This is a genomic window from Haloarcula sp. MBLA0138, from assembly GCF_055632455.1.
This window is the reverse complement of sequence record NZ_JBVMVU010000002.1, coordinates 242,334-256,626: the sequence shown is the minus strand read 5'-3', so window position 1 is coordinate 256,626 and position 14,293 is coordinate 242,334. Positions and strand designations below refer to the sequence as shown.

The 14,293-nt window shown below is 62.1% G+C and carries 15 protein-coding genes and 1 pseudogene; 14 read left to right on the top strand and 2 right to left on the bottom strand.

Annotated features, from left to right (window positions below; translation table 11 throughout):
* Positions 1–10: 10 nt before the first annotated feature.
* The 12 genes and pseudogenes from ACV7JO_RS16790 (at position 11) to ACV7JO_RS16735 (ending at position 8,526) form a co-directional block, all read left to right on the top strand.
* A complete protein-coding gene (locus tag ACV7JO_RS16790; RefSeq protein ID WP_470355813.1) occupies positions 11–649 on the top strand; it encodes a hypothetical protein in 639 nt (212 codons plus the stop codon).
* The gene (locus ACV7JO_RS16785; RefSeq protein ID WP_470355812.1) at positions 633–1,601 is read left to right on the top strand and encodes a hypothetical protein; all 969 of its coding nucleotides are present in this window, start codon (positions 633–635) and stop codon (positions 1,599–1,601) included. The genes ACV7JO_RS16790 and ACV7JO_RS16785 overlap by 17 nt, the downstream gene beginning before the upstream one ends.
* A 168-nt stretch (positions 1,602–1,769) precedes the next feature.
* Positions 1,770–2,798, top strand: coding sequence for an ABC transporter substrate-binding protein (locus tag ACV7JO_RS16780; RefSeq protein WP_470355811.1), 1,029 nt, complete (start codon positions 1,770–1,772; stop codon positions 2,796–2,798).
* Complete coding sequence (locus ACV7JO_RS16775; RefSeq protein ID WP_470355810.1) at positions 2,795–3,637, top strand: ABC transporter permease; 843 nt, start codon at positions 2,795–2,797, stop codon at positions 3,635–3,637. Before ACV7JO_RS16780 ends, ACV7JO_RS16775 begins: the two co-directional genes overlap by 4 nt.
* Entirely contained in the window at positions 3,628–4,416 is a 789-nt protein-coding gene (locus tag ACV7JO_RS16770; RefSeq protein ID WP_470355809.1) for an ABC transporter ATP-binding protein, read from the top strand. Before ACV7JO_RS16775 ends, ACV7JO_RS16770 begins: the two co-directional genes overlap by 10 nt.
* A gap of 106 nt (positions 4,417–4,522) precedes the next feature.
* Positions 4,523–4,702, top strand: a pseudogene (locus ACV7JO_RS16765) (nickel-responsive transcriptional regulator NikR); the annotation flags it as partial.
* Between the two features lie 137 nt (positions 4,703–4,839).
* Positions 4,840–5,520, top strand: coding sequence for an energy-coupling factor ABC transporter permease (locus ACV7JO_RS16760; protein ID WP_470355808.1), 681 nt, complete (start codon positions 4,840–4,842; stop codon positions 5,518–5,520).
* Entirely contained in the window at positions 5,520–5,843 is a 324-nt protein-coding gene (locus tag ACV7JO_RS16755) for a cobalamin transport operon protein (protein WP_470355807.1), read from the top strand. Before ACV7JO_RS16760 ends, ACV7JO_RS16755 begins: the two co-directional genes overlap by 1 nt.
* 2 nt (positions 5,844–5,845) lie before the next feature.
* Positions 5,846–6,658, top strand: a complete 813-nt coding sequence (locus tag ACV7JO_RS16750) for an energy-coupling factor transporter transmembrane component T family protein (RefSeq protein WP_470355806.1) — start codon at positions 5,846–5,848, stop codon at positions 6,656–6,658.
* A gap of 68 nt (positions 6,659–6,726) precedes the next feature.
* The gene (locus tag ACV7JO_RS16745; RefSeq protein ID WP_470356241.1) at positions 6,727–7,530 is read left to right on the top strand and encodes an energy-coupling factor ABC transporter ATP-binding protein; all 804 of its coding nucleotides are present in this window, start codon (positions 6,727–6,729) and stop codon (positions 7,528–7,530) included.
* Between the two features lie 183 nt (positions 7,531–7,713).
* A complete protein-coding gene (locus tag ACV7JO_RS16740) occupies positions 7,714–8,106 on the top strand; it encodes a hypothetical protein (RefSeq protein ID WP_470355805.1) in 393 nt (130 codons plus the stop codon).
* A 102-nt stretch (positions 8,107–8,208) separates the two neighbouring features.
* Positions 8,209–8,526, top strand: a complete 318-nt coding sequence (locus ACV7JO_RS16735; RefSeq protein ID WP_470355804.1) for an RPA12/RPB9/RPC11 RNA polymerase family protein — start codon at positions 8,209–8,211, stop codon at positions 8,524–8,526.
* 123 nt (positions 8,527–8,649) lie between these two features.
* Here the strand turns inward: ACV7JO_RS16735 and ACV7JO_RS16730 are convergent, their stop codons facing one another.
* Both ACV7JO_RS16730 and ACV7JO_RS16725 read right to left on the bottom strand, forming a co-directional pair.
* Positions 8,650–11,127: an efflux RND transporter permease subunit gene (locus ACV7JO_RS16730; RefSeq protein WP_470355803.1), complete on the bottom strand. Its 2,478-nt coding sequence runs from the start codon at positions 11,125–11,127 to the stop codon at positions 8,650–8,652.
* On the bottom strand, positions 11,127–13,067 hold the full coding sequence (locus ACV7JO_RS16725; RefSeq protein WP_470355802.1) for a COG1361 S-layer family protein: 1,941 nt from the start codon (positions 13,065–13,067) through the stop codon (positions 11,127–11,129). Before ACV7JO_RS16725 ends, ACV7JO_RS16730 begins: the two co-directional genes overlap by 1 nt.
* Before the next feature lie 356 nt (positions 13,068–13,423).
* Here ACV7JO_RS16725 and ACV7JO_RS16720 point away from each other — a divergent pair, with 356 nt between their 5' ends.
* The gene (locus ACV7JO_RS16720; RefSeq protein ID WP_470355801.1) at positions 13,424–13,771 is read left to right on the top strand and encodes a helix-turn-helix domain-containing protein; all 348 of its coding nucleotides are present in this window, start codon (positions 13,424–13,426) and stop codon (positions 13,769–13,771) included.
* Positions 13,771–14,109, top strand: a complete 339-nt coding sequence (locus ACV7JO_RS16715; RefSeq protein WP_470355800.1) for a DUF7521 family protein — start codon at positions 13,771–13,773, stop codon at positions 14,107–14,109. Before ACV7JO_RS16720 ends, ACV7JO_RS16715 begins: the two co-directional genes overlap by 1 nt.
* Positions 14,110–14,293: the final 184 nt, after the last annotated feature.

The following is a 14,293-nucleotide window of genomic DNA, read 5'->3' as shown; positions in this document are numbered from 1 at the left end:
TCGGGGCGTGATGGTCGACCTCTCGTACTACTTCTCTATCTGCGTCGCGTTAGCGTTCGTCGCGTCTGGACTCGGGGTGATAGCCGCCGTCGGGCGCTCCGACGACCCGCGGGTCCGAAAGTCGTTCGTCGCGCTCTTTTTCGTCGGCCTCCTCACTATCAACCTCCTTCCGTTTCCCCCGCTCCTCCCGTTCACTCACCTGCATAAGTACACGGAGGCGAGTTCGAATCCGACGACGTACTACGAAGTATACGTGGTCGACGCGGACGGGGACGAACTGCGGTACGACGGGGACGCCGCCCCACCGGCGGGGACGATTACCAGATTCGGAACGGGAATCGCCACCGGGTACGATGACACCAGAGCGGAATCGGCTGCAGAGTACCTGCTCGACCGTGCGAGACGCTATCGCCGGCACGTCCGAACCGGTCGAGGAGCGGGTGCCCGTGTGGACTTTCCGCCACACGCTCTGGGGTTTCGTTGGGACAGCGAGACGCTCGCACGGTACGACGACTTCGTCGGGTTGCGGGTCTACACCGTCGAACTCCGGTACGAGGAGTCGGGACTCGGTATCGAAGAGCGCGACCGGACACGCGTCGCAACTCTGACCGGCGGGGGTGAGTTCGTTCGCAATGGGACCGCTTCGTAACGCGTTCCTGAACTACTACTCCGGTGACTCGGACGGGGCAGCGATAAACGTTGCAGTGGCGAGGGTCATCCTCTCGGCGCTGGGAATCTGGAAGCTCGCCTCCTACGACTGGGCGTCCATCCAGCAGTGGCCGGTGTACGCGAACGACTACTACCTGTTGGTCGTTCCCGAGTGGATTCAGCCCTACCTCGTCTTCGAGAAGTACCTCGCCCTCGTCGGACTGTGCCTGTTCGCACTCGGGGTCTCACACCGCTATCTGACCCCGGCAACCGCGGTCCTCGTCGCCCATCTGGGTGCGGCGCGGTTCACGCTCGACCCCTCGGGCGGGTCGCAGGCGCTTTTCACACTCAGTTACTTCCTCGTGTTCTTCGCGGTCTACCGGTCGACGGACCCGATATCGTTCGACGGCGTTCGAGCCGGTGGGTCCGCCGACCCGGCCGACTCGAACGCGTCCTCGCAGACGTGTGACGGTACCGCGCCGAGGGCGACCGACTCGATACTGAAGTGGGGGCTGCTCACTGTCGGCGTTCTCTACTTCGGGTCGGGGGCCACGAAGGTCGTCTACGGACCGGCTTGGGAGTGGGCGACCGCTCGGAGTCTCGGTCAGTACATCCTCTGGGCCCAGTCCTACTTCGGGGTCGGTCCCGAAGCGAGTCGTCTGCTCCTTCAGTACCCCCGGGTGGTTCAGTTGGCCGCTGTCGGCACGTTACTACTGGAAACCGGATTCCTGCTCTGGATTCTCGCGGGGCGAGACATCACCCCGTTCGTCGTCGGTCTGCTCGGGATGCACGTACTCGTCGCGGTCGTGATGGGACCGTTCTTCTTCGACCAGATAGTGTTATTGCTCCTGTTTGCGGACTGGGCGCGCCTCTTGCGCTGGGTCAGAGACGGCTCCACACGGGGGAGCCGTCTGCGACGGATACTCGGCGTCAACCGTGGGCGGGGCAAGTAGTCCACCCCGACCGTCGGCTACCTTGGCCCGCTCGCCGATTGGAACTAACTCCGTCTCGTTCTTCTCGACGGGTCTAGCAACGTCGATGAACCCGAACCGCAGGAGTATTAAATACTCTCTTCTAAACCACAGAAGTTATTAGAATTGTACCTATAGTTATTAACACCGATGGTCCACATCTCACGCCGAAAGCTGCTCCAGAGGGCGGGCACGACCACCGCTGCTGTGGCGGGAGTTACAGGCTGTCTCGGTCGGAGAGGAGGGTCGCTCGATTCCGTCACGGTCGCGTACGTCCCGATTTACCCGAACATGCACCACTACGTGATGGAACGCGAGGGCTACTACGAGGCCGTCTCGGCGGATGTCACGATAGAGCGGTTCAGCTCTGGCCCCAGCGTCGTCAAGGCGTTTGCCAGCGGCGACGTCGACGCCGCACTCTTCGGAATCACTCCTGCGATGGTCCTCGTCGACAAAGGCACCGACGCCGGCGTCCTCGCGGCGAATTCGAGAAACGGCTTCAAGGTCATGGGGACGACCGACCTCGCTGACCGCTACGACCGGGAGGGGGCGGCTACGTTCGGCCGGTTCGAGGAAGAACACGGTCGGAAGGTCCGATTCGGTGCCCCACCGGACGGAAGCGTCCCCGACATCCTCCTCCGGTACTGGATACAGGAAGCCCTCGACCTCGGTGAGATGGAGTCCGTCATCGACAAGTCGAAAGTCCCGCCAGCGAAGGCGGTCCAGACGGTCCAATTGGGTGATATCGACGCGACGATCGTACAGGAGCCGTTCGCGACAATCATCGGCCGGGACGACGGCTTCGAAGAACTCGTCTGGTCGGGGAGTATACTGGAGAACCACCCGGTAACGGTGCTGTTCGCGAACCAGCGAGTCCTCGACGACGGCGAAGTCGCCCAGTCGCTGGTCGAACAGCACGTGGCGGCGACCGAATTCACGGACGACTCACCGGATACCGCTGCCGCCCACGCTGCCTCTGTGATCGGCTCCGGCGTGAGCGAGGACCTCGCGACGGCGGCCATGGACTCACGGGCGTCGGATTTCTTCTCGGACCCGCACGCGGTGACCGACCAGGCCGCGACGATGGGCGAGTTCGTCGCGAACGTGGGCAACACCGAGGAACCGGTCGCGACCGAGAACCTGTTCACGTTCGAACCCTACGACGCCGTCCAAGAATGAGTACGCGTACCGATACCAGCGCCGGCACGGTGGTCGCCGACAGTTTCGAGGGGGACCTACAGCGGTATCTGCGCGGTCTCGGGGGCCTCCTCGTGTTCTTACTCGTCTGGTGGGCCGGAGCAGTGACGACCCAGCCGTCGTATCTGGTGCCGGGACCGCTCGACTCGGCGCGGGCGTTCGTCGACCTATTCGCGACCTCGACTACGGTCGTCGTCCCCGCCGTTGGCGCGACTCTGATGTTGCCGACGGGGCTCGCACATCTCGCACAGACGCTATTTCACTACGTTCCCGGTCTCCTCGTCGGTGCGGGTTGTGGAATCAGTCTCGGCCTTGCGATGGGATGGAACGGGGCGCTGGCCGACTGGCTGCGGCCACTCGTCCGGGTCCTCCGGCCCATCCCGCCGCTGGCGTGGGTCGTCTTCGCTATCGTCTGGTTCGGCATCCACCACACCGGCGCGGCGTTCATCGTCTTCGTCGGCGCGTTCTGGATCAACTTCTACGGTGGCTACGGTGGGGTCGAAGGCGTCTCCAGCGACCTGACCGATGCGGCGTCGACACTCGGCGTGGAACGGGACCTCTCGATGCTGAAACTCGTCGCACTCCCGAGCGCCGCTCCGCAGGTGTTGACGGGGTTCCGAACGAGCATCGGCCGGTGTTGGATGATCGTCGTCGGTGCCGAGTTGTTCGGCGCGCCCGGGGTGGGGTACGAGATAATCAACGCCTCGAACAACCTCGCGATGGCGACCAGCGTCGCCTACATGTTCCTAATCAGCCTCGCGTTCCTCTGTATGGACGTCGGGTTCCGACTGCTCGAACGGAGGGTACTCGCGTGGCGCTGAGTTCGGACTCGGCCACCGGTCGAGAGGCGCGCGAGAAGATTACCGTCCAGAACGTCAGCAGGTCCTACGAGTCGACCCGAGCGCTCGCAGACGTCTCGTTCTCGATTGCAGAGGGTGAGTTCTGCTGTATCGTCGGTCCGTCGGGGTGTGGGAAGACGACGCTGCTGCGGGCAATCGCCGGGCTCGACGACCCGGAGGGCGGGTCGATACTGGTCGGTGGCGACCCGGTTACTGGTCCCGGTCTGGACAGAGGGATGGTCTTTCAGGAGTACGCACTGTTCCCGTGGCGAACGGTCCGCGGAAACATTCGGTTCGGCCTCGACCGGCCTGCGTGTGACTGTCCTGACTGCGAGGCACGGGTCCGGGAGTTGATCGACCTCGTCGGTCTCGACGGCTTCGAAGACGCGTACCCGAAAGAGCTGTCCGGCGGCATGAAACAGCGCGTCGGGATTGCCCGTGCGCTCGCCGTCGGCCCGGAGATACTGTTGATGGACGAGCCGTTCGGCAGTGTCGACGCTCGGACGCGCGACCGCCTTCACGCCGAACTGCTCGACATTTGGACACAGACCGGACAGACCGTCGTCTTCGTCACGCACGACATCGACGAGGCAGTGACGCTCGCCGATCGCGTGGTCGTCATGGACGCAGACCCGGGAACCGTGCAGTCGACGTTCCCGGTCGACATAGAGCGCCCGCGTGAACGGACTTCGCGTGCCTTCGTGGACCACGTCGCGCGGATTAGGGGGGAACTCGGGAGTCCGGGTGGCACTAACTCGTAGCAGACTCTTGTGTTAAAAATGCTAACACACCTGTACTAGCCCGCCATGCATATTATCGTCGTAGTTATTTTTAATATATGCCTATCGTTAGCACCTCGATGACAGTACGAACTCTCACAACTGCCGCGAAGATAACGCGGGCTGTGTCGAGGCGTTCGTCATCGAAGCCACAGACGGCGACACCTTGCGGTTCATCGGGACTGTTCGCGGAGCAGACGAATCGGTCTCGGTCGAGTACACGGCCGTCCCCGTCGATGTGGTGAACACACCCATCGGCGGACAGTAAGCGCGAGACCGCTTTCGCGGACAGGAGTGTCGACCGCCGATGCCAAGATGGGTCGCCACTCTCAATTATGATTGTTATCTAAGTCATTCTAGTACAGCAAACTTATTATATCTAGCCTCAGAATTAACAAACCACACATGGCACACATTCATCTCGGAGAAGGGTCGTTCCCGCTGTGGGCACTGGCACTCTGGACGCTACTGGGCACCGGACTCATCAGCGCCGTGGTCTACCGAGTCCGGAGAGGCGGTATCGAGACGCATCAAATCGCGCTCGCGGGCATCGGCGCGGCGGCGAGTTTCGCGGTCTTCCAACTGAACATCCCGGTCTGGGGCGGTATCCACATGAATCTCACCGGTCTCGTGGGGATTCTCGCCGGGCCGCTGCTCGGGGCGCTCATCGCGCTGGTCGTGAACATCTTCTCGGCGGCGCTCGGCCACGGTGCAGTCGGCCTGCTCGGAGCGAACACGCTCGTCAACGCGAGCGAAGCCATCGTCGCCTACTACGCGTTCAAGACCCTGATGGGGATGGACTGGGACGTCTTCCCCGCCAGCGCCAGCGCGGCGACGCTCGGCCTCTCGGCCGGGGCCTTCCTGATGGGGGCGATCATCGTCATCAGCGGTGTGAACGGGAGCGCGCTGCCGCGCGGTGACCTGACGATTGCCGTCGCCGGTCTCGTCGGGCTCAACCTCGGCGTCGCAGTCATCGAGGGTATCCTGACGGGCTTCATCGTCCAGTTCCTCGCCTCCGTCCGCCCCGACCTCGTCGGCCTCGCCGACCGTGACACCCAGGAGGAGCCGACCGGGGTGACGGCCTGATGCAGCGCTGGAAGCAGTACGGCGGCCTTTTCGGACTGTTCGCAGCCTTCCTCGCAGCCGGCTACTGGGGCTTCACCGCAACCGGCGGCGCACTGCCGTGGGCCAAACGCTCAGCGAAAGCCCTCCAGCGCGGTGTGCAGGAGGGCGGCGGTTCGCTCGTCGACTTCGGCCGCGGTATCGTCGTCGCCGGCCCCATCCGAAAGGGCGGGTTGCTGCTCGAATTCGGCGGACTCGTCCTCGTACTGGTCGTCCTCGGTATCGGGCTGTACGTCTACGTCGACCGCTACGGTGGCTTCGAAGACGGCGAACGCCCGGCCCGGTAACCGTGACGACACTCTCGAACCACGTCCCGGACCCGCGGCTCATCACCGCGTTCGCAGAACGACGAGACGGGCCGCTGCACCGCGTCAATCCGTGGACGAAAGCCGGTACCGTCGGTGTACTCGTCCTCTCGGTCACGGTGTTCGACCGGCTCACGCTGCTGGCTGGCCTGTACGGGACCGTCCTCGCGGTCTACGGACTGGCGGGACTGCCGTATCGCCGGTTGGCTGGCTGGTACACGCTCCCGATGCTGTTCATCGTCTCGGTCGCCGGGCCGCTGGCGTTTCTCGAACCGGGAACGCCGATGGGTGGCGCGCTCTCGACGCCGCTCGGTGAACTTTCTGTCACGTGGGCAGGGCTCGTGCTCTTCGGGGAGCTCAGTTGTCGGTCGCTCACTGTCGTCACGTTTGCCCTGACGGCGTCGATGACGACCAGATACACCGATGTCGCGTACGTGCTCGGACGGTTGCTCCCGCGGCCCATCGACCAGATCGCGTTGCTCACCTACCGGTTCACGTTCGTGATGATCGAAACGCTCGAGGACCTCGTGAAAGCCGCGCTCTCCCGCGGTGCGAACTTCTCCGAGTTCTGGTCGAACAGACGACTGTACGCCAGAATCCTCGGCACGACGATGCTGTCGGCGATCGAGCAGTCCGAACGGCTCGTCAAGTCGATGGAGTCCCGTGGCTACAACGGCGACATCACGCTGTACGGCGACGTCTCGCGGCCACCGATTCACGAACTATTCGTCGTGGTCGGGTCGTACGCCGCTGTCGTCGGCTACGCAGCAGTCGCGGTCTACGGGGTGAGACTGTGAGTCGAGACGACGCACCGCTGGTCGACCTCCAGTGTGAGGCCCACACCTACCCCGACGGGACGGTCGGTATGCACGACATCGACTTCTCGGTGTCCCCCGACGAAGTCGTCGCACTCGTCGGCGGCAACGGTGCCGGGAAGTCGACGCTCCTCGAACACCTGAACGCGACGCTCGTCCCCGACGACGGGGAACTGGTCGTCGACGGCACGCCGATTACCGAAGACGACAGGGCACACGCGCGGAAGGAGGTCGGCTTCGTCTTTCAGGACGCCGATACGCAACTCGTCGCCCCCACGGTCCTCGACGACGTGATGTTCGGCCTCCAGAACGACGGCGTCCCCGGTGACGAAGCGAGAGAGCGTGCCCGTGCGGCGCTCGCCACCGTCGACGCGAGCCACCTCGAAGACCGGATTCCACACTATCTGAGCGGTGGCGAGAAACGCCTCGTCGGCCTCGCCGGCGTACTCGTCCTCGAACCGAGCGTGATCGTGCTGGACGAACCCCTCGCGGGGCTCGACCCCGAGCGGTCCCAACTGGTCGCCGAGCGAATCGAGCGGATTCACGAGGACGGTATCAGCGTCGTCCTGTCGACCCACGACCTCGAATTTGCCGCGGAGGTTGCAGACCGCGTCTGCGTGATGGCCGACGGCAACGTCGTCGGGAGCGGGACCCCACGAGAGGTGTTCTACGACGAGGTACTGTTGGCGAAGGCGAACCTCCATCCGCCGAGTGCTGTCCGGGTGGCTCGCGATGCGGGGCTGGGGGCGACGGCACAGCCAGTGACGGAAGCGGACCTCGTGGCGCTCCTCACGGACGCCCGTGATTCGGAGCCCGTACAGACGCCCTCACCTGAGGGTAGCGGCGACGACTGAGGTCTTCCCCGGTATCTCGCGTCGCCGCTTCGACAGGCCCTGCCCGTCGCGCTCCGGTACGTGTGGGTAATCGTCGCTTCGCTCCCGAATTCCGGCAGTTCGAAACGCGCAGGGACGGACGATATCACGTACGACCACCACAACTAAGACCCGTGTCGCGAACACGTTCTGGCAAGCGCCAGTATGCCGGGCCCGCTTCGGTTGCTCACTGGACTGGAGGGGAAAGCCACGATAGAGCAGTCAGAGCTGAACGTGTATCTCGCGGGGGAGATGGCGGAAGTCGAGGGGACGGAGGTCGTCTACCAGATGGGATACGGGTTCTCGCAGGAAGACATCCCCGAGCGTGAACTGAGGAATCGCGGGCTCGAGGAACTGCGCCGGGAATACGAGGCGCTCGTCAGGGAGTACGGCTCGGAGTTCGTGGATTTCATCGCACCGGAACCGGAGTGGAAGCAGGTGACGGTCTGGGGCGAACTCGTCTCGCAGTACACGGACGACAAAGTAGGTATCTACCCCTACAGCGAGACGGAGAGAGACGAGGCACTGAGTGCGCTCTTCGACGATACGAGAGAGTAGCGCTGTCGTCGGCCACGTTTCAGTCGCCACGAGCGGTACCCGAAATCCGCGACGGGGCGGAAGTTAACACATATATCGGATAGGCGTGTCGTTTTACTTTATATGAAATTCTGTGACGAGTGCGGTTCGATGATGCACACGGCGGGCGACACGTGGCTGTGTCGCTCCTGTGAGAACGAGGCGTCGCGGGACTCGCAAGTGGAAGCGGGGATGGCGGTCGAAGATAGACAGCACGACGACGGGGCACCCGCCGTCGCCGATGCGACCCAGAACACCGCCGAGACGATGCAGGAGCCATGTCCAGCAGACGACTGCGATAGCGACCGGGCCTACTACGAGATGCTGCCGAAGCCGGGCGGCTCCTACGAGGTTCGGCTGTTCACCTGCGTCGAGTGCGGCCACAAGTGGCGCGAGTCCTGACTCCCTCCAACGGGTTGAATGCGAGATGGCCTTCGAGAGAGCCACGAATAGACCGCTCGCACGTCGCTGTAGAAAGCAGAGCGCGACTGGGCCGTCGAAAGGGCCGCGGCTGCGGGGCACATCCTATTGTCGGACCGGATGGAGACGCGCTATCAGATCGAGATCACTCTGATGTATCCGTTCCCAGAGCAACACTGCGGGTGGGAGTGCGATCACCGCCGCGAGGAACGAATAGGTGACACTCAAGCCGATCAGGACCCCGAAGTTGCCGAGAATCGGAGTAATGGCCAGCGCGAGCGCGCCGGTCCCCAGCGCGGTCGTCAGCATGCTTCCGAACAAAGCGCCGCCGGTCCCCGTCAGCGTTACCATCATCGCTTCGTGGGCACCCGTCGTCGCATCGTATTCGTCGATGAACCGATGAGTGGTGTGTACCGAATAAGCGATTCCGACCCCGACCGAGATGGAGAGAATCGTCGCTGTCAGTGCGTTCAGCGTGATGTTCAGGTATCGCATCGTCCCGAGCAAGAACGCGATCGCTACCAGTATCGGGAAGATGTTGACCACACCGAGCAGTGGCTTCCGTTCCAAGACACCGTAGATTATCACGAGGAATGCGGCAGTCAATCCGACTGCCATGACGAGTCCCTGAATCGCGGACTGGAAGATACGATCCATCACCGCTGCAAGGACGACGACACTCCCCGTAGCTGTCGCTTCGAACCGGAGTCTGTCCGCTAGTTCAGCCCCGCCAGCCGTCACTTCTGTCTGTGAGGCATCGGAGTCAGTCCGATATTCTATCTGCGCGGATCGATAATCTTCGGTCATGTATCGTTCGGCCCGGTCACTCGCCGCGGACGAGAACAGTTCGTCGTAAATTCGGTCGAGATTCTGGTCGGGGATTCCGTCGTCGTTCTGGTCGTTCCGGGCGACCAAGGCGGCGAACTCTTCGTTTTCGTTCGCGTGAGATTTGATGACGGTCACGATACTTCGTGCTTCTGCTTGTCCGCCGGGGCCAACTGCAAGAGCCGCTGGCGGATTGTCGTTCGGAGCGGCGAGGGCTTCCAGCGCGTGATCCTGTTCGAGATTCCCGCGGACGTATACCTTCACGGTACTCCCCTGACTGCTCCCGAATCTGTCGTCGAGCAAGTTGATCGTCGACGTGACGGTATACGTACCGGGACTGAGCGGTTCGGGCAACTCCGAGAGGTAGGCTGGAATCTCCTCGGGCGGAAGGAAATCCTCGTTCTCGAACGAGGTGCCGACACCCGACCCGTACGCGCCCATGACGCCACCGGACAGGAGTAGCCCCAAGACGATCACCGTTGGGGCGTACTGGCTCACCTGTGCGGGAAACGCTAATACTCGTCCGAGGACTGAGTCCTCCGATGCAATCGGGGCGGAGTTGAATTCCGGAACGCCGAGACGCGTACGTACGTCGTCGCTCACCAACTTGGCTGCGGGTAAGAACAGCCCGAAGATGAGGAACGTGAAGAGAATACCGACTGCTGAAGCGATGCCTAGGTTCCGAATCGGTGCGAGGGTGGAGATGACGTTCGCACCGAATCCGAACACCGCAGTCACGGTCACGATGACGAACGCGACGATGAGCTGGTTGTTCGCTTCTCGCATCGCTTCGACCGCTGTGAACCCGCGCTCTGTCTCTTCTCGATAGCGATTGATGATGTGGATACCGAAGTCGACGCCGACGGCGAGCAGTAACACCGGAACTGATATCATCTGTTGGCTGAACGGAATCCCCGCGTATCCGAGGAATCCGAACGTCCAGATAATCGTCATCACGAGCGCGACCAGTCCAAGCAGTACGTCGATAGGGTCACGGTATGCGACCACCAAGAAGAACAGTAGCAGTAGTATCACCACTGGCATCACGATCAGAAGCGAATCCGACATAGACTGCCGTATCTCTGCTTCGGTAGTCCCCGACCCGAACGCACGAACGTCGCCGGGCATATCGTCAGCGACCGATTGGATGTCCGTCTGGACAGCGGTCACATCGTCTAAGCTCGCGGGGAAGTCGTGCGAGACCGTCGTGATGGATGCGGACGCCGAGACGCTAGTGGGATTGAAATCGTTCGAGACCGACCCGGTCAGTCGCGACCTCTCTTCGAGTTCTCGAACGGCCTGTCTGATTTCGGACGGGGTCGCACGTTCGAGCGTTCGCCGGTAGTCCTCCGGCGTCGACGCTGACGGATTCAGCTGCTGTGCAATTATCGGAGCCGGACCACTAGCCGATTCCATCCGGAGGTCATCGCGCTCCGCAACGCGTTCGAGAAGGCGTGCGTCACGGACGAGTGCCTCTTTGGTCAGAACGTTGCCGTCCGTCCGGATGAGTTGTGTCGTGTCCTGAGTGTCCGTCTGAAAGGGGCCCTCGAACCTCTGGGTGACTTCGTCTTCGGCTTCCTGTTCCGGTAGTCCGTCCGTGAACGCGTCGAGTCCGCCGGCGCTCACCTGTACGGACCCCAGACCGCCGACGAAGACCGCAGTAAGGAGCAGAAATACGACGATAACCGCTCGCGGGCGGTCCACGATTGTCGTGTTGAGACGTTCTGTCGCCGTTTCGACCCTGTCCGCCAGTGACATCAGTCGCGCCTCCAGTAGACGACTGCGACGCTACCGACGACAATCACACCGATGCCTAGGATGAGTCCGAGAGGTGGCCCGCCACCGCTCTGGGCGGTCGCATCAAGCGGTTTCCTGAACGTATCCGACAGGTGGGTGTTGCCGTCGGTATCCGTATACCGGAAGTCGAAGGAAATCGGATACGTGCTTCCCGCCGTTGCTGAGGACGACGACGCCACCTCGAACGCCAGCGTCGTGGACTCACCGGGCTCTAGGGATTCGATGTAGCTGGTGTCCGGTCCACTAGTACTGAGTGGGTCGTCGGCAAACAACCGCGCCTCGATATCGGTGACCGTCTCGTCGAGGTTGTTCGTCACTTCGACCGTGACGACCCGTGCGTTCCCCACGGTAATCGTCCGGTCTGCGACCGCGAGGTCGAACTCGTCCTCGCTTTTGGCGACGGCGGACTGGACCGACAGCGTGTCGCTCGTCTGCTGGTCACCGTTGTCGTCCGCGTAGCCGACGGTGAAGTCGAACTGGCGTGGTCCCTCGCGGGCGCTGGCGGAGGCGTCGACGCCGAAACTCACCGTCGTCGACTCACCGGGTTCGAGGCTGCCGACGGCGTACTGCGTTCCCTGCGGGGAGAGGCTGGAGTGGTCGCTCTCCCAGTTGACCACGGCGTTCTCGACGCCTCGGGGGCCGTCGTTGACCAGCGTGGCTTCGAGCGTGCCGTCCGCGCCTGCCTGCAGGGTTCCGGAAACGTCCGACAGCGAGAACTCCTGTTTCGGTGTGGTCTCTATGCCCAGCGAGAGCGTGTCGTCGGTGCCCGCGTCGCCCTCGGGGTCGTCGTACTGGACCGACGCCGACAGCGCGTACGAGCGGACCTCGGCGTTCGAACCCGCCGTCGCGTCGACGGTCACGGTTCGAACCTCGCCGGAACGCCACTCACCGACGAACTGCGAGGTGGAGCTGGCTTCGCCGAAGGTGATGTCGCTGCTCTGTGCGGTGACCGTCACCGTCGCGTCGTCGACGGTGACCGGGCCGTCGTTGCGAAGCGTCAGTTCGTACGGGCCGGTATTGCCGACAGCCACCGCGCTGGAGGTATCGACGACCGTGAACGACTGCTCGGGAGCGGGAGCGATACCGACCGTGCTTCCGACGGACTCCTCGCGGACGCCCCCGCTGTCGTCGAAGGCGACGGAGAGTCCGAAGTTGTACGGTTCGGGCTCGGCGTCGCTGCTCGCGCCGACGCGGTACTGGAAGGTGCGGTTCTCGCCGGCCGCCCACGCATCGACGAAGCGAGAGCTCTGCTCATCGCCGCCGACGGTGAACTCGCCGTTTTGGCTCGTCAGCGTGATTGCGGCGTCGGTCGCGGCGCTCGAACCGGTGTTCTGGACGGTGAGTTCGACGCCGCCGGTCGAACCGACGCGCGCGCTGGAGTTGACACCCACCACGTCGAAGGTAGCGTCGTCGCTCACACGGACGGTGACGTACTCGGTCAGGGAGACGCTTCCCTCGTTGCGGGCCCCTCCAGATTCGGAGATGAGATTGTAGTAGTCGTACTCCAGATCGACGGGGACGCGATAGGTGCCGGATTCGGCGTCGTCGTCGACGCTGACGTCGAACGACACGGTTCGGGGCGAGCCCGTGGCTAGGTCACCGGTAAGCTGCCGTGAGGTCGTTACCGACAGCGGGGCATCGCCGGCGTCGACATCGACCGCCAGACCGCGAGCGGTAGTTACCTCGGTGTTCAGACTCGGGTTCGTACTCGACCCGGTGTCGAGGTCGCCCCTGTTCGAAAGTACGACGTCCAGTGACGTCTCCTCACCGGGCGAGACGGTGTTGTCCGCGAGTGCGACTTCTATCTCAGGGCTGCCCGACACGGCGGCGGCGGCAGTTCCGGCCGCCGCCGACAGCACGACCGCAGTCAAGAGGATGCTCGCGATACCGCTACGCTCCATTACGTATCTCCCGTGCAGCTTCGATGGCTGTGAAAAGGCTATCCAGTAACAACGGGATAGTTGTAATAGCCGCTGACGTTGACTGAGAGATGTGCCGAAGTGATTCGCGTATCACGGGAGTACAGACGACGAATGGGTAATTAAACGCAAATCCAGATTTTCCACGTCAGAAAAAGCCGTTGTTGTCAAGCCTTGTGCCCGGATTCGTCCGGACGATTCGTGACCGAGACCGAGACCAGATTGGGGCCGACAAGGGCTGTGAAGAGGGTTAGTGAGTCTGTGTAAATAGGGTGAATACGTTTTCAGAGTCGGAAAATCAGCAATCATACAAAGCATGCTTGCAAGAATTGCTACGTGTGAGTGAGGAGACACGGTCAAGCGAGATTTACGCCCTCCTTGACGACAGATACGCTCGTGCTATCCTCACAGCGACGAACGCGACTGCGAAGTCCGCGAAGGAACTCAGTCGGGAGTGTGATGCGTCGTTGCCGACGATATACCGGCGCACCGAGCGCCTCGTCGACTGCGGACTGCTAGAAGAACAAACCCAACTCGCAGACGAAGGCCACCACCACAGTGTCTACAAGGCACGACTCAAGCGACTCACAATCGAACTGGAGGACAATGAACTCAAAATCGACATCGAAGAACAGCCAGAGGAAAAGATGGCGGATCGCTTCACCAACATGTGGGAAGAACTCTAATGCAACCGTCCCAAGTTAGACCCGCCTTGATTCCCTCGTACTATCTCGTTCTTCTCCTAATCGTGTTACTCGCTACTGCGATGGGGCTATTTCTAGTCTATCAGGCGTACCAAGGGTATCGGAGAAACGAACGGCGACAGATGCTATTCCTCGCTATCGGTCTCGGACTCGTTACGGTCATCTCACCACTGGTATCGCTCGTAGTAGCGTCTATTGGATTCTCCTTCAGAGTGGATCTTATCGTGTACACGTTTTATTCGCCATTAATAAGCAATGTACTCAAGATAGCCGGTATCGGATTCATAATCTATTCACTCTCTCTGCGGAGTCATTCTTGACATCGTCACAGGGTTCACCGATCACCACCTATAGTAGCCATTGAAAATCAATACACACTCGACCGCACGACGGCAGTGCGGTCGGTGTGTAAATCGTTTCAATTGTTACTATAGTCGTGTGACGCGCAGAGAATACCGACCTCGGTGTCAGGTATCGAGAGAGGAAACAGGCACAGCGATGAGC